This window comes from Paenibacillus paludis (assembly GCF_042610515.1).
Lineage (GTDB): Bacteria > Bacillota > Bacilli > Paenibacillales > Paenibacillaceae > Paenibacillus_AQ.
Map to the genome: position 1 here is coordinate 360,819 of NZ_JBGJZP010000007.1, position 21,545 is coordinate 382,363.

The 21,545-nt window shown below is 54.4% G+C and carries 19 protein-coding genes; 1 reads left to right on the forward strand and 18 read right to left on the reverse strand.

The annotated features are described in order from the left end of the window. The first annotated feature begins 77 nt into the window (after positions 1 to 77). Complete coding sequence (locus ACAN56_RS16575) at positions 78 to 1,514, forward strand: aminotransferase-like domain-containing protein (RefSeq protein WP_379144216.1); 1,437 nt, start codon at positions 78 to 80, stop codon at positions 1,512 to 1,514. Between the two features lie 1,161 nt (positions 1,515 to 2,675). On the opposite strand, the gene cysC is transcribed toward ACAN56_RS16575, so the two are convergent. From cysC to ACAN56_RS16665, 18 genes are all read right to left on the reverse strand, one after another. Further along, a complete protein-coding gene (gene cysC, locus ACAN56_RS16580; RefSeq protein ID WP_379144218.1) occupies positions 2,676 to 3,374 on the reverse strand; it encodes an adenylyl-sulfate kinase in 699 nt (232 codons plus the stop codon). After that, positions 3,371 to 4,243, reverse strand: coding sequence for an STM4011 family radical SAM protein (locus ACAN56_RS16585; protein WP_379144220.1), 873 nt, complete (start codon positions 4,241 to 4,243; stop codon positions 3,371 to 3,373). The genes cysC and ACAN56_RS16585 overlap by 4 nt, the downstream gene beginning before the upstream one ends. Further along, positions 4,240 to 5,631 (reverse strand): STM4012 family radical SAM protein, encoded by a 1,392-nt coding sequence (locus ACAN56_RS16590; protein ID WP_379144222.1) that lies wholly within the window; start codon positions 5,629 to 5,631, stop codon positions 4,240 to 4,242. The genes ACAN56_RS16585 and ACAN56_RS16590 overlap by 4 nt, the downstream gene beginning before the upstream one ends. Before the next feature lie 39 nt (positions 5,632 to 5,670). Continuing rightward, positions 5,671 to 6,456: an STM4013/SEN3800 family hydrolase gene (locus tag ACAN56_RS16595; protein WP_379144225.1), complete on the reverse strand. Its 786-nt coding sequence runs from the start codon at positions 6,454 to 6,456 to the stop codon at positions 5,671 to 5,673. A 62-nt stretch (positions 6,457 to 6,518) separates the two neighbouring features. Beyond that, on the reverse strand, positions 6,519 to 7,823 hold the full coding sequence (locus tag ACAN56_RS16600; RefSeq protein ID WP_379144228.1) for an STM4014 family protein: 1,305 nt from the start codon (positions 7,821 to 7,823) through the stop codon (positions 6,519 to 6,521). Continuing rightward, positions 7,796 to 8,641: an STM4015 family protein gene (locus ACAN56_RS16605; protein WP_038586775.1), complete on the reverse strand. Its 846-nt coding sequence runs from the start codon at positions 8,639 to 8,641 to the stop codon at positions 7,796 to 7,798. The genes ACAN56_RS16600 and ACAN56_RS16605 overlap by 28 nt, the downstream gene beginning before the upstream one ends. Positions 8,642 to 8,861: 220 nt before the next feature. Further along, complete coding sequence (locus ACAN56_RS16610; RefSeq protein WP_038586777.1) at positions 8,862 to 10,271, reverse strand: nucleoside recognition domain-containing protein; 1,410 nt, start codon at positions 10,269 to 10,271, stop codon at positions 8,862 to 8,864. Then, on the reverse strand, positions 10,249 to 10,980 hold the full coding sequence (locus ACAN56_RS16615) for a FeoB small GTPase domain-containing protein (protein WP_038586779.1): 732 nt from the start codon (positions 10,978 to 10,980) through the stop codon (positions 10,249 to 10,251). Before ACAN56_RS16615 ends, ACAN56_RS16610 begins: the two co-directional genes overlap by 23 nt. After that, positions 10,977 to 11,231 (reverse strand): FeoA family protein, encoded by a 255-nt coding sequence (locus tag ACAN56_RS16620; protein WP_038586782.1) that lies wholly within the window; start codon positions 11,229 to 11,231, stop codon positions 10,977 to 10,979. The genes ACAN56_RS16615 and ACAN56_RS16620 overlap by 4 nt, the downstream gene beginning before the upstream one ends. Positions 11,232 to 11,490: 259 nt before the next feature. Then, entirely contained in the window at positions 11,491 to 11,949 is a 459-nt protein-coding gene (locus ACAN56_RS16625) for an SRPBCC domain-containing protein (RefSeq protein ID WP_379144233.1), read from the reverse strand. Positions 11,950 to 12,076: 127 nt separating this feature from the next. After that, the gene (locus ACAN56_RS16630; RefSeq protein WP_379144235.1) at positions 12,077 to 13,033 is read right to left on the reverse strand and encodes a helix-turn-helix transcriptional regulator; all 957 of its coding nucleotides are present in this window, start codon (positions 13,031 to 13,033) and stop codon (positions 12,077 to 12,079) included. Between the two features lie 112 nt (positions 13,034 to 13,145). Next, positions 13,146 to 15,092, reverse strand: coding sequence for an FtsX-like permease family protein (locus tag ACAN56_RS16635; protein ID WP_379144237.1), 1,947 nt, complete (start codon positions 15,090 to 15,092; stop codon positions 13,146 to 13,148). After that, complete coding sequence (locus ACAN56_RS16640) at positions 15,067 to 15,837, reverse strand: ABC transporter ATP-binding protein (RefSeq protein ID WP_076113666.1); 771 nt, start codon at positions 15,835 to 15,837, stop codon at positions 15,067 to 15,069. Before ACAN56_RS16640 ends, ACAN56_RS16635 begins: the two co-directional genes overlap by 26 nt. A gap of 157 nt (positions 15,838 to 15,994) precedes the next feature. After that, positions 15,995 to 17,092 (reverse strand): GerAB/ArcD/ProY family transporter, encoded by a 1,098-nt coding sequence (locus tag ACAN56_RS16645; RefSeq protein WP_038586798.1) that lies wholly within the window; start codon positions 17,090 to 17,092, stop codon positions 15,995 to 15,997. A gap of 10 nt (positions 17,093 to 17,102) precedes the next feature. Beyond that, positions 17,103 to 17,336, reverse strand: coding sequence for a hypothetical protein (locus ACAN56_RS16650; RefSeq protein WP_038586801.1), 234 nt, complete (start codon positions 17,334 to 17,336; stop codon positions 17,103 to 17,105). A gap of 12 nt (positions 17,337 to 17,348) precedes the next feature. Further along, entirely contained in the window at positions 17,349 to 18,632 is a 1,284-nt protein-coding gene (locus ACAN56_RS16655) for a Ger(x)C family spore germination protein (RefSeq protein ID WP_379144242.1), read from the reverse strand. After that, complete coding sequence (locus ACAN56_RS16660; RefSeq protein ID WP_379144244.1) at positions 18,629 to 19,732, reverse strand: GerAB/ArcD/ProY family transporter; 1,104 nt, start codon at positions 19,730 to 19,732, stop codon at positions 18,629 to 18,631. Before ACAN56_RS16660 ends, ACAN56_RS16655 begins: the two co-directional genes overlap by 4 nt. Further along, the gene (locus tag ACAN56_RS16665; RefSeq protein ID WP_379144246.1) at positions 19,729 to 21,348 is read right to left on the reverse strand and encodes a spore germination protein; all 1,620 of its coding nucleotides are present in this window, start codon (positions 21,346 to 21,348) and stop codon (positions 19,729 to 19,731) included. The genes ACAN56_RS16660 and ACAN56_RS16665 overlap by 4 nt, the downstream gene beginning before the upstream one ends. Positions 21,349 to 21,545 lie beyond the last annotated feature (197 nt).

Sequence of the window (21,545 nt, forward strand, 5' to 3'; positions counted from 1 at the left end):
TAATGAGGTACAATACGGGAAAGAGGATTGGCAGAATAGGCTGCAATATGCGGTTATCACAGGGAGGGTGGATTACGATGAAAAAAGCTACGGGAACGGACCAAAGCCATCCCTTGTTCCGCCAGGTCTGCGAATTCATCCTGAACCGGATGGAACGTGGAGAATGGAAGGCGCATGATAAGCTGCCCTCGATCCGTCTGCTGGCGGAAGAGCTGGAGGTGCACCGGCTGACGGTATTCAAGGCCTACCGGGTGCTGACTGAGGACGGCAAGGTCTATGTGAAAGACAAATCCGGTTATTATATATCTCCGGGCGACAGGGCCCTGGGCGGTGGTTTAAGCGAAGGGGCAGCGGTAGCCACTTATTCACTGACGAATCCCTTATCAGATATCCAGCGGATGCCGGTCCAATACCAATTTTCGCAGGCGCTTATTGATCCGAATCTGCTGCCGAACCTTTTCCTGTCCGATTATGTGAAAAAAGTGTTCGACCTTTATCCGAAGGTCATGGGAACCTATTCCTCTGTTCAGGGCGATGAGGAGCTGCGCGAAACGCTGAGCCGCCATTTCCACGATCAGCACCGGCTGCAGCTATCGGCCCAGGAGCTGCTGATCACCTCGGGTGCGCAGCAGGCGATCAATCTGATCGCCGGTATTGTGCTCGGGCCGATGGACAATGTGCTGGTGGAGCGGCCGACGTACAGCGTGGCCATGGATATTTTTCGCCGGGCCGGTGCACGGCTTATACCAGTGGAGATTACACCGCAGGGCTATGATCTGGAGGCGGTGGAGGAGCTGATGCGCAGGCACAAGCCGCGGATGTTCTACATGAATCCGACCCATCACAATCCGACCGGATATACCGTTCCGGCGCGGCAGCGCAAGCTGATGGTTGAACTGGCCGAGCGGTACCGCTGCCTGCTGGTGGAGGATGATCCCTTCCGCGATATGTATTTCGGGGAGAAGCCGCCGCCGCCGTTTTTTGCCTATGATACGGAGGGCTGGGTCATTTATATCAGCAGCTTCAGCAAGTATGTCGCTCCGGGGTTGCGCATCTGTGCGGTTGCCTGCCGTTATCCGTTTATGGAGCGGCTGATTACCGCCAAATCACTGGCTGATAACGGGACTCCGCTGCTTAACCAGAAGATTTTCCTGCACTATTACACCTCGCCGCGGCTGCAGCGGCATCTCGGCAAGCTGCGCATTGCGCTCCAGGTGCATAAGGAAATTGTGGAGGAGGAGCTGGCGTCTGCCGGCTGGGAATGGACAGCGCCGGAGGGCGGGCTGAACCTGTGGGTGAAGCTGCCGGAATCCATCTCTGTGGCAGCGTTGTTTGACCGCAGCATGGAACAGTCGATCTCCTTCATACCGGGAGAAATCTGCGATCCGCTCGGTGAAATGAAATCCTGGCTGCGGCTCAGCTATTCCTTTGCCAGCGAAGGTGTGCTGCGTGAGGGCATCCGGCGTTTGGTGATGCTTGCCGGACAATTAGAAAATGAACAAGATTGTAAATAAAAGCTCATGATGAAGGTGTATGCAGAAGAGTGTGAGCAGGTGCGTAGTAAAGTGTGTATAAGAGAACCATGGAGAAGTGTGTGATAAGGGTACATTGAAGTGCGCGAGGTGTTGCTTGGTGATGTTCACTCGGAGTCGTATTGAGAAATGTGAGAGGATGCACAAAAGTTAGCGTTGGGAGTAAAGCGATTTGTGCCCGCGGGGTTTCAATAGTAGCCTGCTGCTGCCGAGTATGTATAACTCTAGACGGACTCCAGCGGCGCTATTTGTGCTAAAAGCTCCATTTCAGGAGTGTTGCGGACTCCAGCGCCGTTATTCTTCTGATTTCCTGCTGCTGATTGGCTTTTTCCAGCAAATAACGTCGCTCCAGTCCGGAAGGGATGGAAAAAGGCCAAGCCAGGCACAATAGCGGCTTTCCTGTCCGCTTGGAATTGGAAGGTAACAGAAAAGGCAGGATCGTGGGGGAAGGTAACAAAAAATCCACAGTAGCGGAGTCTGACTCAGATAACACTAAATGCACCGAAAGCACCTGTGATCAGTTGAAGAAAGCACAACAGCAGCGATAGCACAGACGTACCATAAGGCAGGCATCGAGAAGCGCATTAGTGTCTCAACTAAATAGGCCTCCAGAAGAGCGCATCAGCGCCTCAATTAAGTAGGCCACCAGAAGCGCATCAGTGTCCCAACTAAGCAGGCGCCCAGAAGCGTATCAGCGCCTCAATTAAGTAGGCCACCAGAAGCGCATCAGTGTCCCAACTAAGCAGGCGCCCAGAAGCGTATCAGCGCCTCAACTAAGTAGGCCACCAGAAGCGCATCAGCGACTCAACTAAGCAGGCGCCCAGAAGCGTATCAGCGCCTCAACCAAGCAGGCCACCAGAAGCGCACATCAGCGCCTCAACTAAGTAGGCCACAGAAGCGCATCAGCGACTCAACTAAGTAGGCCACCAGAAGCGCATCAGCGCCTCAACTAAGCAGGCGCCCAGAAGCGCATCAGCGTCTCAATTAAGTAGACCTCGAGAAGCGCAACAGCGCCTCAACTAAGTAGGCCACCAGAAGCGCATCAGTGTCTCAACTAAGCAGGCGCCCAGGCATTAGTGTCTCATCCACAAGCACCCAGACCCAAAGCGCCCTGTCCGAGCAAGCAGACAGGGCGCTTTGGGTCTATTTATTAAGTGTAGGCAGAGTCCCTCTTCGTGTTAGCCAGGACCATATCTCATTCACGCTTTCCTCCGGCGTCTGCTCGGCTGTGCGGAGCGTTAACTCTGGGCTGACAGGCGCCTGGTAAGGATCAGAAATGCCGGTGAAGGAGGGGATTTCGCCCCGGCGGGCCTTGGCATACAGCCCTTTGACATCCCGCGACTCGCAGATTTCTAAAGGGCAATCTACATAGACTTCTGTGAAACCGGGCAGCGACTGGCGGGCATAGTCGCGCATTTCCGCATAAGGGCTGATGACCGAGACCACTGAAATGACGCCATGCCGGTTCAGCATTCCGGCGACGTAGACGGCCCGGCGGATATTCTCAAACCGGTCTTCCCGGCTGAAGCCGAGGCCTTGTCCGAGCGCGCGCCTCAGCTCATCTCCGTCGAGCCATTCGGCAGCCAGACCCTGTTCTCTCAGTCTGTCCGTCAGAAGCGAGGCAATCGTTGATTTGCCCGCCCCGGACAAGCCGGTGAGCCACAGAGTCATACCGCGACCTGAACGAATCCCCGCACTTTTGTGCGCTGCTCCAATTCCAGCATCTGCTCTATGTCCTGCACCTTCGTGCTCAACTCGAATCCCCGCACTTTTGTGCGCTGCTCCAAACTCGGAACCTTCGTGCTCTGCTCCAATTCCAGCACTTTCCCGATTTGCTCTCATCTCTGCACCTCCGCGATTCCGTAGGGTATTCGTTCCAGCAGGCCGGAGCCATAAATCTGCTCCAGCCGGAGCCCGGGCATGTGGATGTAACCGATATAGCAGTCGCAGAAGTTCATGCGGCAGCTCCGCTCCGCAGTGAGGCCTTCCAGGCCGTCACGGTAGAGGTTGCCGATGACGCCCTTGTCCTTATAGCAGCGTTTTACTATACCGGGTCCCTGCACATAGAATACATTGCTGCCGGCGTTGCAGAGTTTGCCCAGGCTTTCATAGTCGACTGTGTTGATATGGAAATGCGGATCAATGCTGCAGAGAAAGGCGAGATCTTCTGGTGTGTAATAATCCGGTTTGTCTTTGTAGGCATTCACCCACAGATAGACATCATCCGGCAGGGCGGCCCGCAGCGAGGCAATTGCCGGAAAGGCGCTGCGCAGGCCCACACTGCCGACACTGAAGGGAATGCCCTGCTTATAGACAGCCATACATTGGGCCAGAAACCGTTCCTCCCGCACCTGTCCCGGGTGATAGGTCGCCCAGAAGGCAGCCGTGGCCGGATTCAGCTCCGGGATAAAATCCAGGCTGGCCGACAGGTTGGTCTGGATAGCCACCTTGTCCACATGGGGGAGATGGGAGAGGGTAATCAGCGCTTCTTTATACCAGCGGTGAATCAGTCCTTCACCGTAAGGATTGAAGAAGATCGACAGCCGGTGGCCCGCCGCACCTTGCTCCGCAGCCCACTGGACAAAGGTCTCCAATCCCTCGCGGTCCTTGGCAAGCGTAGCGGCGCTGTCTCTCGTCTTGCCGAACGGACAGTAGGGGCAATCATAATTGCAGGAGGTGAGGGCTCCGCGGTAGTAGAGGACGGCATTCATGGCAAAATGAATCCTTCCATACGTTCCCTGATTTCACCCGAGATGAACCAGTCGCCGATGGAGTCCGAGTAGCCAAGACCCTCAGCGGTTAACCGCAGGATACCTTCCTCTATTTCGCCCAGACCACTTTGAAGCAGCAGGTCAAGCTCAGGATAATCATTCCACAGCGATGCCGAGAAACGTCCGCTGTAGTCGGCCAGCTTCAGCCCCTCACTGTGCAGCACAGCTTTTAGAATAAAGCGCCGTTTCTGTTCTTCCCGGCTCAGCATAATGCCGTAATCGGCCGTGTCATAAGACTTGGACGACACATAATCGGCAATGATGCTCTCTGTTGCCTTGCGGCTGACGCCGTAGCGGGAGGCGTAATGCACCTCCCGCGTATAGGAACGGGCTCCGCAGCCGAGGCCGACCATCCCCTCCTCCTGACAGCTGTAGTCGAGGATGGCTTTGCTGGTGCCTGCCGTTTCCTTAGCGAAGCGGCGCATGGAATACTGGCGGTAGCCGTGCTCTGCGAGGAGCTGGCAAGCGGCAGTATAGCAATCATGGCGGAGATCCTGCTGGCGCAGCAGATCTCCCGGCTTCACAATCGTATGCTCGCGGGTGTAGAGCGGATAGAGAAAAATCTCCTCCGGTTCATACAGGAGCGCCTGATTCAGCGAATAGAGCCAGGACTCCACGCTCTGGCCGGGAAGCCCGTAGATCAGATCCAGATTCAGGATGGGGAATTGATATTTCCCCAGCAGCTCCAGTGCCCGGTATACCACCTCAGGGTTCTGCGGACGGTAGATGGCCGCCGATTCGGCGGCGACAAAGCTCTGAATGCCCATACTGACCCGGTCCACGGTATTGTCCTTCAGGATGGCGAGCTTCTCTTCCGTAATCGTCTCGGGTGAGGTTTCGACTGAGATTGAAGCAAGGGCGGTGTCCAGGCCCATGATCTCCCGGGCGATCCGGAACAGCCGGCTTAGCTGCGGTGCGGCCAGCAGGGTTGGCGTACCGCCGCCGATCGCGAACCGGGCATACGGCTTATGGCCGGTAAAGGCCGACCACTGCTTTGCCTGCCGTTCCAGTGCATCCACATAGGCGGCGTGGACATCCGCACGTTTGTCCGGCAGGGTGAAGAGATTGCAGAAGCCGCAGCGTGCGCCGCAGAACGGAATATGCATATAGAGAAAAAAAGAATCCGCAGGCTCTTCCAGCCACAGCTGTTCCAGCGGAATAGGAGGCTGGAATTCACGATAGGCTGTCTTGTGCGGATAGGAATAGAGATAATTGCGGTAAGGGTTAGCGGTAATCTGCTCTTTCCAGCGCTTAAGCTCCTCCGAAGAGAGAGACGGTCTTACGTCGTTGTCATTAGGTTGCTGCAGGAAATTGCCGGTTGACGTCATACGTTTCTCCTTTCTTCCGGGTTGAACCGGGCTGTTGATCTAGAGGAAGAATTCCCGGTAAGGGACATTCCACACGGTCTCATGTGCCAGACGGTGTCCCTGATAGCCATCTTCTCCATAGGCTGTGCCGTGGTCCGAGAAGGCCAGGCAGAAGACCGGATTGCCGCGTTCGCGAAAGCGCTCAAACAGGCGCCCCAGCTCTCCGTCGGCATAACGCAGTGCGGCACGCTGGCTGTCCACGGAATCCTTCCGGGCACCCGGAAGGAAGAAATGGTTCGGCCCGTGGATGGCTGACACATTGAGGAACAGGAACAGCCTTTGATCCAGCGGAGTATCGTTCAGCACCTTCAGGGCGTGGTTCACCTGATGCTCTGTGGAGCGCGGGTTCGTGACACCGAAGGTCATCCGCCAGTAGCTCTGCTGGAAATAACCGGGCAGTACGCGGGCAAGCGGGACCTTTTTAGTGAAAAAAATAACCCCGCCAATACATACCGTACGGTAGCCCTCGGCAGCAAGCCCTGATACAAGATCCGGCGTGTCGAACAGCCAGGTGTGCGGATGGGTCTTCATCCCGGTATTTCTGGAATGGAACAGCCTCACATGCGCAGCTTTATCTGTGTCTGCGGGAGTCGGCAGGAAACCGCCGAAGAAGGCATGATGTGCGGCATAAGTGAAGCTGCCGGGCGTATGTCTTTTCTCCCAGGAACCGCTGCCGCACAGATTGGGGCAGTTCTCTTCCTCCAGAACGGCAGCATCGTAGCGCAGGGTATCCAGTGTGATCATCAGGATGTCATGGGTGCCAACAATGGCATTCATATCTGTCATAACCGTTATAAGCGCCCTTTCTTAATAGATATGGATTAAAAATAGCAATACGCTATAAGGTCTCATTCATGATTCGCAATTGCATTCAGCTTTTTCATTTCCCATTCATAGGTGCCGCAGCCGTCATATTCCACATCGTAGAGCAAGTCGCCAAAAGGATTTACGTCCGCAGCATAAGTGCGCCGGGAACTGCCGGAGGATACCAGGATATCAATCCCGGCAACAGCCGAGCGGGGGAAGGCGGCAAGGGCCTGTACGGCTGTACGCCGTACCTGCTCCTGCACCTCTTCCGTGAGCCCGGCTTCTGCCGGAGACATCCGCTGGCTGCGCAGATGCAGGTTCGTAATGGGCGTGGTGCTGACCCGGGCAACGGAATGGCAGGCTTCTCCAAGCACGACAAGCTGGCGGATGTCGAACGAAACTCCGGCTGCGCCCGGCTTGGGAATCCATTGCTCAGCATACGCGCCATGGCTGTAGAGCCAGTTGATGATTCCGGACAGGACAGCGGAGTCGGTATAACGCCGCAGTTTCCCCGAATTATAGTACACGGGTGGGCGAGTGATATACTGTTCAACCCCGATAGTAGTCACAGCGATTTCGGCTCCCGTAGCGGGATTGATCTGATAGGCGATGACGCCGGAAGCGGCAGAGCCGCAGGACAGCTTGATGAATACCCGGTGCATCCGCTCCGTGATCATCAGCTCCCGCAGGGACGCATAGTCTGACGGAGGATGTCCGCCGCCCAGGGGCCGGGGCACCGGAACACCGGACTCAGCCAGAATCTGCTGAGTCCGGCGTTTGTCGGTCATGGCGGCAATATCCCCGGGATGGTTCTGCCACCGTGCTTCAGGCAGCAGCTCTGTGGCCTCGCGCTGAAGCCTGGCCAGCAGCCGGCAGTAGCCGCGGAACCATTGAGATGGATGATGCAGCACGCCGGGCATGTCCTTCAGCCGCCCGGCAGCCTGGAGACTCAGCGGATGGGGATCAGGATGATGCCCGAAGGGGTGCAGCGAGTCATCCTGATCCCCGGCATCCGGTGCGCCCAAGGCAATGAGGGCCTGCTCAATCTCGAAGCTGCCGCCGGGTGAATCCAGCCGCAGGAGAGGCGGAGCTGTTGCCGGACGTGAACCGGAAGGCTCTGGCCACAGGCCCGCCTGTCCGCTGGTCTGCAAGTGCAGCGCCTGCTCCAGCAGCTCGGCGAGCGAACTTCCCCGCAGCAGCCCCGAATACGGGATGAGCAGGGCCGGAGGCATCCCGAGGCGGCTCCGCGCCTGCTGGATACCGTCCGAGCGCCTGTCGCCGGGACAACATAAAAGGATCAGCGGCTGCGGTTCCTGCATCATTCGGTGATGGAAGGATAACGCCAATCTTCCTCGTCATCGCTTTTTTGCTGGTCGCTGACATCGGCCGGCAGGCCGCTTGCCTTCCAGCGGGCAATCATTTCATTCGACATATAATGATAGCTCAGGTTCAGTGCCTGCAGGCCTTTAATCCGCTCACTGGCCAGCAGCGCCTCCGCACCCTTGTCACTAAGCGTTCCAAGCGAAAGGTCCAGCGTATGAAGCTGGTCCAGAATGGGCGCATCGGCCACGGCCGCAGCGATTTCATCCTGAATTTCACTGTTTTTCAGTCCCAGATAGGTAAGCTTAGGGAACCTATCCGGCTGGATCAGCGGGTAGAGATCTTCCAGTCCGCCATCAAAGCCATAGTTGTCCACGCCAAGGTACAGCTCCAGCTTGCGCAGATTCGGCAAATGTCCTGCGGCGATTTCTGCCAGAACGCTTTTGCCAAGTCCGCCGGTAATAATAATCAGTTCCTCCAGCTTGTCATGCTGCAGACTGCTGAGGCTCAGATCATTTCCGCCTTGAATGGTGAGTGACTGAAGCTCCGGATAAGCGGGGAGCAGCGGGGAAAGATCGCTTTGTGTAATCCACGAAATTTCGCATTCTTCATAACCCATCTCCCCGATAAACAGCTTGCGCAGAGCCGGGAAGCTTCCGCTGTATTTCACAAGGGCTGACACAACCTCCTCGGAGCTGTTTTCATAGGCCTGTCCCCAATCCCCAATGATGAGGCTGGTTAGTTGCGCAGCTTCAGGACTTGTGCTCAAGCGTTCAATCTCCGTGCCTATTCTTTGACCTTCTTCAAATTCGTCGTACCCGACAGTAAGCTTTACTTCCGTCATTAACATTCCCTCCCGGAAAAATATGGCTTCAATTTCACCCTAACATCTGAGAAGGGGGGGAGTCAAATCACGGGACAGAACGGGAGCGGAGCATTGAAAGGAGCCTGTCAGGCAGTTGCAGCAGCAGCTGGAATTCCGCATTCTCCGGAAATGTGCGGATACACAAAAACGGCCCGGCCCCTCCCTGTATACGGGAGAAGCCGGGCGGGTAAGAACTCTGTCAGACCCAGCCGAACAAGCGCGCTGCCTGTGCAACCAGGAAAGTAACGGCAATGGCGATGCCCAGCGGTATGACGGCCGAGAGCACTGCCCATTTCATGCTTTTGGTCTCTTTGTAGATGTTGATCAGGGTAGTGCCGCATGGATAGTGGAGCAGGGAGAACAGCATCATATTGAGCGCGGTCAACCACGTCCAGCCATGGCTCAGGAAGATATCCTTGATGCTGCCGATACCTTCGACATCGACCATAGCACCGGAGGACATGTAGCCCATAAGCAGAATCGGCAGTACGATTTCATTGGCCGGAAGCCCCAGGATGAAGGCCATCATAATGAAGCCGTCCATGCCGAGCAGCTGGGCAAAAGGATCAAAAAAAGCGGCCATATGGTTCAGCACGCTGTCTCCGCCAACGAACACATTCGCTAGGATCCAGGTGATAATGCCTGCCGGAGCAGCTACGACGATTGCGCGGGTCAGCACATTCAGCGACTTCTCCTTGGAGGAGCGGACAATCGTCTTCCAGATCTGCGGACGGCGGTACGGCGGGAGTTCGAGCGTGTAGTGGGTGGGAACGCCGCGCAGCGCGGTTTTGGACATGACCCAGGACACCGTTAAGGTTACCGTGATACCGACCATTACGATTCCCATCAGGACAAGGGCTGTCGAGAAGGTCCGCAGCGCACCAGTGGTAGCGGCCCCCACCATAAACATGGAGGACAGCAGAATCAGGGTCGGCCAGCGGCCGTTGCAGGGCACGAAATTATTGGTCAGAATAGCCAGCATCCGTTCACGCGGCGATTCGATAATGCGGGTGGAGAGAATGGCGGCAGCATTGCAGCCGAAGCCCATCGACATCGTTAACGCCTGCTTGCCGTGCCCGCCGGATTTCTTGAACAACCGGTCCATGTTAAAAGCAACGCGCGGCAGATAGCCGAAATTCTCCAGCAGCGCAAATACCGGGAAGAAAATCATCATCGGCGGCAGCATGACGCTGATAACCCAGGAGGTTCCGCGGTACAGGCCAAGCACAAGCACGCCGTGCAGCCAGGCCGGAGCACTCACCGCTTCGAATCCGGCGGTTAAATAACCTTCGATGAAGCCGAACAGCGAGGCCAGCCAGCTCGAAGGATAGTTCGCGCCGGCAATCGTAATCCAGAAGACGAGTCCGAGCCCGGCGAGCATAATGGGGAATCCCCATATTTTGGAGGTGACAATATTATCAAGCTTATAAGTGCTGCCCAGCTTCTTTTTGTCCTGGTAGGTAACTGCATCTCTGCAGATCCCCGCAGATACACCATATATTCCGCTTACGATTTCATCACGGATTCCGCCCTTGTCTGCGAGATTCTTCGCTGCAGAGAGCAGGGAATCCATCGGATCGGGTCCCTTAATGACATGCGGTGACTCCATGGCTCACTACCCCCTTCGATCCGGAAATATTCCTCTGTCCCATATTGGCTTTGAGCGAAGCGAGCAGGCTTTCGTCACCGTCCAGCAGCCGCAGGGCAATCCAGCGTGCCGGATACCTTGAACCGACCGTCTGCTCTACCATAGGAAGGAGCGCAGCAATGCCCTGTTCAATCTCATCGCTATACGTAATCCGCAGCGGCTCCGCTGTATAAGTACCAGTAGCCACACGCTCAATTTGATCCAGCAGCGCCTCAATGCCGATTTCACTCCGGGCCGAAATTGCGGCTACCGGCACGCCGAGCCGTTTCGAAATGGCCTTCAGGTTAATATCAATGCCCAGCTTCTTCGCTTCATCGATCAGGTTGATGCAGACAACGGCCCGCCCGGTAATTTCCAGCACCTGCAGGGCAAGATTGAGATTGCGCTCCAGCGAAGTGGCGTCCAGCACCACCAGCGTCACATCAGGCTGTTCAAAAATAATGTAGTCCCTTGCGGCCTCCTCGTCAGCTGAGTTGGAGTACAGGGAGTAGGTACCCGGAAGATCTACAGCCAAGTAGGTATTGTTCTTGTGGGTAAACTCGCCTTCGGCGGTGATGACGGTCTTGCCCGCCCAGTTGCCGGTGTGTTGGCGCAGGCCGGTCAATAGATTGAAGAGTGTGCTCTTGCCCGTGTTGGGATTGCCTGCAAAAGCTACAGTGTAACGGTTCATGCTTCATCACCTCCGATTAATTCTCCGTGAATCAGAGCGCTTTCTTCCCGGCGCAGGGCAATGGTTGTATTGCTTACCCGGAAGGCGGTAGGGTCTCCGAGCGGACTGCGCCGCAGTACCTCGACAACATTGCCGACGACAAACCCGAGGTCGAGCAATCTTCTCCTCAGCACACCCTGTACTTCTATGCTGCGGATACGCAGCGTACTGCCGTTCACAGCTTCAGATAATGGAATTACGGCTCCGTCCATAAGATTTTCCCCCGTTCCATCCAGAATGATTGAGCATGTATGATTTATTGATTTATGTTATGCACATGGGTTAGATTCTTGTAGTCTGCCACAATATTAGTATACGTAAATAAATTTGTCCTTGCAACAAAAAAGTTTCCTTAGGGAAAAATAAATAACCCTTAGAGAAAGGCAGCTGTTGCTGCTTTTCTCCAAGGGTTGGGGAGGGCTCAGGAAGGAGCCTATACATTCGATTGGGTGTGGCGGAGACTGGCTGCTTCTACTCCCAGCTACCAAAATCCAGCGTATTGCCTGTCTCTACCAAGGTCTTGATGTTGCTGAGAATCTGCCACCAGGAGCTTTCGCTGGGGCCGTAGGACGGATCATCAGGTTGCCATTGATCATGAATCAGTGTCAGCTTGGTACAGCCGCCAACCGGCTCCAGCAGCCAGGAGATGCGTGATTCATATGGTTCGCCGCCCTTGAGATAGGAGGGGCCGACCTTGTGGGTAAAGCGGAACGCCTGCTCTGGAGAGAATTCCAGCACTGTGCCGTATACATGCAAGGTGTCGGGGCCATCTGCCCCCGGCCCGATATATTTCAGCGGCTCCCCTGCTGTAAAGCTGGAGTGGATCGTGCTGCCGTAATAGATTTGCTGTACTTTATCCGGTGAGACGAGGCTGTCCCACACCTGTGCTGGTGTTCCGCCGATATAAAATTGATATTTCAGTTCTTTCATGCTGTATTCCTCCTGCCTTTTATGTTCTCATTTGCCTCGGCAAAGTCCTATGATTGTTTGCCTCAGGGATAAGCTCACTATACAAAAGAATCACTGACAGCTGTGGTCAGTGATCCGGAAAAAGATATTATTCTTTATAATAATCCGCAAGGTCCGCAGTGATGGCTGCCAGCTTCTGCCTCAAAGCTGCGGGTTCGAGAATCTTAAGCGCTTTGCCGTAAGGCAGCAGGAAATAGGGGGCGTAGCTGTATAACGAGGCTTCATCCAGCAGGAAGCTGGCTTGCTCCGGGGTTCGTTCCGCAAGCGTATGGCCGAACAGCCAATGGCTGCACAGATCATTCAGGACGGCTTCCGCGGACTGGATGATGACAGCCACGAGTGCGGAATCTTTATCCTGGCCGGGAAGCAGGCCGCGCAGCAGAAACTCGCGCGCGGAGAATCCGGCAGGGCGTACAAAGCCTTCCCCGGTCCGCCGCAGTCCCCCAATCCGGTCTACCCGGAAGCTGCGGATTTCCTGGCGGTGATGGCAATAACCGGCCATATACCACTGGCCCTTCCACAGCACCAGCCCGTAAGGATCTATAGACCGGGCAGAAACATCCGCTCCGTTTCCCTTGCGGTAGTCCATCTGCAGCGTAAAGCTGCCTGCGATGCAGGCCTCCAACTCCTCCAGCAGCGGCTGCAGCGCAGCGCCAGGTGCATGGAGCATCTCCATGCCCGCTTCGTGGCGCTCCATTTGCGACAGCTGCGCCGCATTGCTGTAGCGTTTGAGCTTGGCAATCGCTCCGTCCAGGGCTGCGACATAAGGGTATCCGCTGCCCCGGGCAAAGGCGGAGGCCTGTACGAGCGCCCTCTGTTCCCCGGTGTCGAAGAACAGGGGCGCTGCACTGAAATGCTCAGGCAGGCTGTACCCGCCTCCCGGCCCGGCGTCGGCAATTACGGGAACACCGCTGGCACAGAGCGCGTCAATATAACGGTAGACGGAGCGGATGCTGAGCTCCAGCTCCTCCGCGAGTTCGGCAGCGGTTCTTCTCCGCTGTTGCAGCATCCACAGGATGGACAGCATATGATCGGCTTTGGACATCGGGCAGAACCTCCGGTACGCCTGTTATTCTGCTCTCTGGTTGCAATCAAGCAGCGGCGTTTTATTCTCAATCACTAGGATACAGCATTCATTGTAGCCTAACGCCTCCGGGTTACACCATCATCTTCTTCAGACTATGAATATAGCGGGATCTGACAATGATGAAATAGACGGTTTGCAGAACCAGGAAAGCTGCGGATGTGATCAGCACAGGAACGGTAACATTCGTGATATCCATCACTTTCAGCACGGGACGGACAACTACAAGAGTCTGCACGGCTGCAATAAGAATAGGGATATAGAACAGCAGTGCAATCTGTCTGGTGGCGGAAGCCGACATCTCTCTGGTGCTGAGTCCAATCTTGGAGAGTGCATGGTACATCCGCATATCTGCGTTCAGCTCCGTGTGCAGCTTGAAATAGAGAAAGCTGGCTGAAGAGAGCGAAAAGATCAGGGCGATAAAGATGCCGATAAAGCTGACCATTGAGGTTCCCTGCTTGGTATTCATATAGCTATCAGCCCGTGCACTTATTAACGTATGCCAGTTGTCAGTCGCATGATTCCTGTCCCTGCTCCATTGCACCAGCTCACTGGAGATGACAGTCTCCGGCTCCCCGGTCTTAGGAAGCAGTGCATCCCACGCCGGGATTTTATAAAAGTAATTTATTTCGCGATCATTGGCTCTAGCCTTACCGGCAGCTTCTGCATACACACTGTCGCTGACAATCATCACGGACGGGTTGTATTGGCCAAAAGGCATGACCGGTGGATTGATAAGATGATTCAGGACGAGTTCCACATTTACTTGATCTGCCAGCAGAACCTTCTCTCCTGCGTTATATTCGAAAATGGCATTCTGGGGGTTAAGCAGCAGCACAGCTTCTCCGTCAGACAAAGGAGGGATTCCGGTGACATCCATTTGTCCTGCCAGTTGATTGAATACGGACACCGTCAGCAATTGAACGTTGTCAAACTGGTCCACATCGTTAAGGCCTCGGATAGAAACGCGGATGAATTCCACTTTGTTCTCTGTGTACTGCAATCCGGCGTTTTCCAGGGCATCATGAATGGTGGTCAGTCCGGGTTCGGGATCGTGTCCATTGTCAACGGAATAGTCGATAGCGAACGGACTGTTCAAATACGTCGTATTGTTCGAAGAACTGATGGATAGAAGAAGACTTGCAGCCATGCAGGCCAATGAAGTGACAACCGTTACCAGAAACAGCATCCGCGCATTGTCTTTAACCTTGTAGCTCATTTCGTTGATCCAGATCAGATTGGTTCCGCGCCATAGCCGTTTGCGGCTCAGCTTCAGCAGGCGGATGCCCAGCACCGACAACTGGGAGTAGAAGAAATAAGTACCGGCGATGCCTGTGACGGCAGCGATTAGCAGCGTGTTCGGAGACAGCTCCTGCCCGATGGAAATAGCTCCTGTTGTCAGCAGTGCAAGTCCGAGAAGCGAGAGCAGCCAGGATACTTTGGGCTCCTTCTTCGGTTTCACGCTTCCCTTGAGCAGCTCAAGCACCTGGTTCTTGCGGATGAACAGCAGGGTGAAGATTGAATTTATCAGGAATAGCGCCAGAAAGGAAACGGAAGTGATAACAAGTGCCTTTACCGGCCAATAAAACGGCATATCTGTGACCCCTATAATATTCGTGCTGAGCAGCAGGAACAGCTTGGACAGCAGCATCCCCGCGGCCATGCCGCTCAGGATCGACAGCAGGCCGATGATCATATTTTCCAGCAGAATCAGTCTGTTGATCTGCCCGGGACGCGCGCCCAGAATCATCAGGATGCCGAATTCAAGATTCCGCAGCTTGAGGAAAGCACTGATGGAGTACAGGACAAAGAAAAAGGCGAAGATGAAGACAATATAGGAAGCAATTTTCATCCCGGTAGCCGAATTTTTCCCAAGCTCAATAGAGGACACGTCGGGATGATAGATGAACACCGAATAGGAAAAGAAGATCATGACCATAAAGGCGCTGCTGAGGAAAAAGGCCATATATGCCCGGGCGTTGCGCCGCACATTGTTAAACGCGAATTGAGGAAAGCTCATGACTATTCCCTCCCCAGAATGAAAGTGTATCGATGATCTTCTGGAAGAAGGCCTGGCGGTTGTCGCCGCGGTGGATTTCCGCAGCCAGCTTGCCGTCCTTGATGAAGACGATGCGGTTGCAATAGCTTGCTGCCAGCGGATCATGCGTAACCAGCATCAGCGTCGTACCTTCCTTGCGGTTGATGTCCTCCAGCGACTCCATTACGATCCGGGAGGAGTTCGAATCGAGCGCTCCCGTCGGCTCATCGGCGAGCAGAATGGCAGGCGAAGTAATAATTGCCCGGGCAATCGCCGTCCGCTGGCGTTGTCCGCCGGAAATTTCATAGGTCCGCTTATTCAGGATGTCTGTAATATTCAGGCGCCCGGCCACCCGCTGCAGCAGCGCGTCCATCTCGGACAGCTTGCGGTTGTCCAGAGTCAGGGGCAGGACGATATTCTCCCCTACGGTCAATGTCTCCAGCAGGTTGAAATCCTGGAACACAAAGCCAAGCTTTCTGCGGCGGAACAGTGCCAGCTCTTTTTTGTTCATCTGATAGGGATTGCTGCCGCCGATCTTCACTTCACCCGAGGAGGGCTGATCAATGGTTGAGACCATGTTGAGCAGGGTGGTTTTGCCGCTGCCCGAAGGGCCCATAATTCCCACAAATTCACCTTGTTCGATACTAAGATGAATATCGGTAAGAGCCTGCGTAAGCACTTTTCCCGGATATACTTTATTCATTGCCGTGACTTCGAGCACATTCATGGAATTCATTCCTTTCTAACCGAAAACGTGAGTGTCACCCGTTGTTGCCCCTTGGGTGCTTATCTTCTGATTTCGAGTGTACAGGATGAGCTTCCGGCATGCTATGGTTTTACCTTAACGTTACCTTACAGCGCGGTTAAGGTTATGTTCGCTTTTGTCAGGAGGATGTTCGTTTGAACCATCCCCGCAGCAGAATGGATATTGAGAGCAGCAGCGGGATACCGATTTGGAACAGCGGGTCAATCTTGAGGCTTGGCCCCAGGCCGATGGCAATATGCTGAGTATAATCCCTCGCCAGAAAGGAAGTGCCATAGATTGCCGCTCCTACGGGAAATACCCACCATTTGGCTGGTTTGCCGCTCAGTTCACTGATGCCTTTAACCGCGCAAAAGTAGAAGAGCATCATCTTGATCAGCAGCCCGATAAAAAGCTGGGTCGTTACCAGAATATCGAGCCGTTCCACAAATTTGAGGTTTGATAAAGTACGGACTGTCTTTAAAAAAGGCAGCTGGCTGATCCCTGCAATCGTTGGCCCGAGGACAGCCACATTCAGCGCGTTCATGAAGATGAGAAAGATGCTGATGGCAATATAGGCGGTCACTGTATTTTTTACCGGCACACCGGGTTTTTCCCAGAGGGACCACAACATCAGGAATACAATCATTTGACCGAAGGGAAAGGAGACAAGATCCGGCAGTGCAGCTTCTACAATCGGCATGAACCCACCCTCGTTGACTGGACTTAGCCGGTAGAAATCAATGGAGCCCATAATGCCAAGCAGCAGCACAATCAGGAAATAAAAGAAGAGAACCAGAGGGAGCAGCACCTCGGGCAGCCGGAAGACAACCTCTGCACCCTTCCAAATGGCATAGAGTGCAATCATTACAAAAATGAACATCGTGAGTGGCAGCGGAGATCGCGGCAGCAAAGTCAAAGCCGTCAGCTCGCCGAGATCGCGGACATTGCGCATCGACTGATATGCGAAGTAGAAGCAGTAGATCAAGCCGATCACAGAGCCGGCAACACCTCCGAAATGAAATTTAAGCATGCCGATGAGGTCCAGCTTGGGCGAGCGGTGCTGGATCCACAGCAGGAGCAGCAGGAGGATGAACCCGCCCAGCGAGCCGGTGCACATCGCCAGCCATGAATCCTGCTTGACCTTACCGCCCAGCAGAAAGAGCGGCGTGCTGCCGATCTCGAACAGCATAATCATAAACGCAATTTGCAGGGCAGACACCTGTTCCTTTTTTTGCATAACTCCGAAATCAGCCTCCTAACCACTTGATAATGAATCTGCCGGCGGGTTGAAAGTAAGCAATATATAAGGTAGCCATATTGAAATGCGGCGTTTCTGTAATCCCGCAAATGTTCTCATAAGCACACCAGACCAGAATGCAGCCAAACCACAGCCGGTGAAGCTTCCTTCCTTCTCCGCGCAGGCGGGTGCAGCCCCAGACGAAAGCTAAGGCATAAAGCAGAAGAGTGATCGCTATTTTCATAGAGTAGCCCCTTTACTTATGCTGAATGGATTTAAAGGATTTGTTACTGAGTCCGCTCCGTTCAATTTGGATCGAAACATGCGGTTTGATCTCAATATTCTGGAACATGCGGTCCCAGCTTTTGTCCTTCTCAATCTGCTTCCAGCGCTTGCGGTCACTGCGGTGAATCCTCACAGCAAAGCCCGTGACGTCAGCTCCCAGCCGCTTGACCTCACTCCAGGAGTTGCCCACCAGTTCCAGAATACGCTGTTCAATGGCTTGCTCCATCCCTGTTATTGAAGTCCGTTCATTCAAATCCATGACGCTTCCAAGCTCCTGCAATACGCCGCTTCCTTTGATGTTCACATCCATGATGTAGTGATCTTTATCCCAGACGGGATGAACGGAAGTGGTCGAATTCTGGAGGATGAAGGAAGCGTCCGGTTTGTCGCTGATTTCGGGGCGGGAGGCGAAGGCGATGGTGGCAGAATCAATTTTGTTCGTCAGAAAGGACAAGCCGAAGGCTTGCTTCTGCGTTAGCCATCCCACCAGTTTTTCACCTTTTAAGACACCGAGCCTTCCGAGCGCCAGCCGTGAAGGCAGGTCGGTCCGTCCAGTCTCACTGGTCTCATCCATGATCTGGTCGCCGGTAAGGAAGATTTCCGGCAGCACGGCACTTCCGGATTCGGAGGACAGGGCCATGGCCAGTTCAAACAGCCTGATGCCGGGGTAAAAGGAGAGCAGCTTCGATTCCTGCTCAATCATGAGCTGGATACCGGCTCCCTGATTTTTGGTCAGCTGCATCAGCTGATTCAGAATATCTCCGGCTTCGTCTTTGGATAGAAATACATATACAGTTTCCCGGGCGTCCTGCTTGCGCAGGAACATGTCGATCAGTTGACTGATCCCGTGTTTGGCCAGAGACTCTCCAATTATGGCGATGCGCGAATGAGAAAAAAACATCTCACGCGTACTGGTCAGATTGGTTCTTTCTATCGCGTCCATAATCGTTGGTCCTTTTACCGAGAAGGTGACGAACGGTGGAGAGCTGGTGCTCCCGCCTCCACTGCCTCCCATGCTGCTGGCACCGGAAGAAGGGTTGATGACCTGGTATGTGGCTTTCCATTCGTTATTCTTCCAGTCATATGCCGAACCGGAGGTAATGCCCAGCTCACTCAGTTCCCGGTCATCCCAGCATCCGGTCAGCAAAGTCGACAGGAGGGGGAGGCAGAGACCAATGCAGAGCGTTTTTTTCGCGGCGTAAGCCAGAGGCCTCGCGGGATTTGCTGAATAGGATTTGGTGTGCTGCTGCTTCATGTTTCCCACCCCTTAGGTTTGGATTTTGGCTTCCGGAGCCGGTGAAGCAGGACCGCAGCCAGCGGAACGAGTACATTGAACAGGAAGAAGACCGGGAAACGCCCTTCCTTGTTGTAGAGATTCAATTGGTCTGCGCTCTGCCAGGTAAAGAGACACTCTAAAGCGATTATCAGACCCAAGGCTCCGATAAAAGGCCGATTGCTGTTTACCCGAAAGGTCTGTTTGAAGCATTCGACCGTCGCAAACAGAAAGATCGAGAATTTCAGATAGATGGACAGGACCCAATAGGAGATGAACAGAATGTCCAGCTTTTCGATAAATCTGCCGATATGAACAACCCCGGCGGTGGAAAAACCCGGATATGTGCTGAGCTTGATGAATTCGGACCCGAACACCATCAGTGTCGTTACGAGCGAAAACATCATCAGCCCAGCAACGAAAAGAAGTCCTGCCCAGCTGGCGATGCGCGCTTTTTGCGGATTCTGCAAATAAGGAGCCAGAAACAGCAGCACCGCGACTTCGGACATCCAGGTAGCCGGTGTTATGCCGGCCAGTGTCAAGGAGGCCAGAGAGTGATCAAAGATCGGCAGCAGCTGATGCACATCCATGTCCCGGTACAGCCCGAACAGATAGAGCGGCACGAAGAAAAAGTACAACAGCAGCACGAGGGTGTTTACTCTGGCGATGGACTCGAGGCCCTGCCTGACCATATAGATCGTAATTAACAGAATCAGGATGGTCATTACGGTGACCGGGGTGTCGATGAGTACATTGTCTTTGATGAAATTGACGAATTCGCGCAAAATGGTTGCCGATGTGTCCAGGTAGAACTGCAGCATCAATAGGCCCAGAATTGTAGCAGCAACAGGAGAACTCTTCTCGCCAATCCAGGTCAGAAACGGTGCGCCATTGCTGTAGCGGATGACGGTCCCGACAATCGCCGCGAACACTAGCCCGGCCAGAGTCGATAACAAAATAGCCAGCGGCGCGTCCTGCTCCGCGTAGTTGCCGATGATGACGGGAAGCACGACGGTGGCTGTCGGCAAGATAGTGTTGACGATCAGCATGGCGGCCTGGGTGGTGCCGATTTTACCGTTCAACTGGGATCCTCCTCCTGCGGCTGCCTGGTTTGCTGGTTGTTCTGCGCCTCTTCTTGCGGCTGCGGCTTTTGATCCGGGCCTTGTCTGCGTGTTTCTTTGCCCAAATTGGTCTTTGGCCGCATGGTCATGCTCCAGAGCGGAACGCGGATAAAAATATCCTTCAAATATCGCGGAGTCATTGGAGCTACCGGGGACAGGTACGGCACACCAAAGGAACGCAGTCCGGCCAAATGAATCAGCAGCACCATCAAAAAGGACATGATGCCGAACAGGCCAAGGGTAGCGGCGATCAGCATCATGACAAACCGGATCAGGCGGATCGAATTGGCGATAGCCAGGGACGGGATGACAAAGTTAGAGATGGCGGTGAACGACACCACGATAACCATGGCTGCGGAGACGAGTCCGGCTTGAACGGCGGCCTGTCCCAGCACGAGTGCCCCAACGATGGAAATCGCCGGCCCGATGGTTCGCGGCATACGGACCCCGGCCTCGCGCAGCACATCGAAAGTCAGCTCCATCAGCAGCGCTTCCGCCAGTGCCGGAAACGGTACGCCTTCACGCTGGGCGGCCAGGCTGATCAGCAGGGTTGTCGGCAGCATTTCCTGGTGAAAGGTAGTCACGGCGATATACAAGGCCGGCAGCAGCATGGATACAAAAAAAGCGGCATACCGGATCAGCCGCAGGAAAGAAGAAATATCAAAACGCTGATAATAATCTTCACTCGACTGAAAAAAATTGAAGAAAGTGGAGGGGGCAAGCAGTGCAAAGGGAGTCCCGTCAATAATAATTCCGACCTGGCCCTCCAGAATGCCTCCGGCAAGCGCATCCGGACGTTCCGTGTTCTGAATGGTCGGAAAGGGAGTCAGTCCGCCATCCTGAATAAATTCCTCGATGTAATTGCTCTCCAGAATGCTGTCGGTTTCAATCGCGTTTAAGCGCCGGCGGATTTCCGCCACCACCTGTTCGCTGGCGATACCCTCCAGGTAGATAAGCGCCACACCGGTCTGAGTGCGCTGACCGATCTTATACTCTTCTATTCTAAGATCGGAGGTTTTGAGTCTGCGCCGCAGCATGGAGGTGCCTGTCCGCAGGCTCTCTGTGAAGCCTTCTTTGGGTCCGCGGATAACACCTTGGGAGGTTGGCTCGTTGATGCTTCTTTTCTCCCAGCCGGAGGTATCGGCAGCCAGTGCCACCTGAAGTCCTTCAAACAGAATGAGGGTATAGCCGTCGAAGAGCATGGGGAGCAGACTTTCCAGCGTTTTGCCTTCCCTGACGCCCCCGACCGGCAGCATCTGATCTTTAATCAGGCTGAAGGCGTCCTCGGCGGTAATGGCGCCGCTCTTGGGGGCAACCATTTCCATCAGCGGCTGCAGCACCGTCTGGTTGACGGCATCCGCATTAACGAGTCCGTCGATATATATAAAAGCAAGAGAGAGGGAGCTTAAAGATTCATTAGTGAATCTGCGGAAAACAACGTCGGAGCTTTGACCGATCCGCTTAGTAATCTCCTGCAAGGTAATATCAAGTGAGGGGTGAAGAGGCAGCGGTGCAGGAACGGAAGTCGGGGCGGGATCTGTTCCTTTCTTGCGGCGTTGCTGCAGATGGGTTGGCATCGATACTCCTCCTCGTTGCTGGATACTGGATGATTTGCTGTATTATCCCCTGGGAGCGGATTCCTTATTCTGATTGCATTATGAGGTTAGCAGACATGAACATGAAGAAGAGAGCACTCTACCGGCCATTTGGTCATGGCAGGCGGAATGCTCCCGGTTGTGAAGCTTGTGGCAGCTCCAGCCAGCCTTAGGAAGCT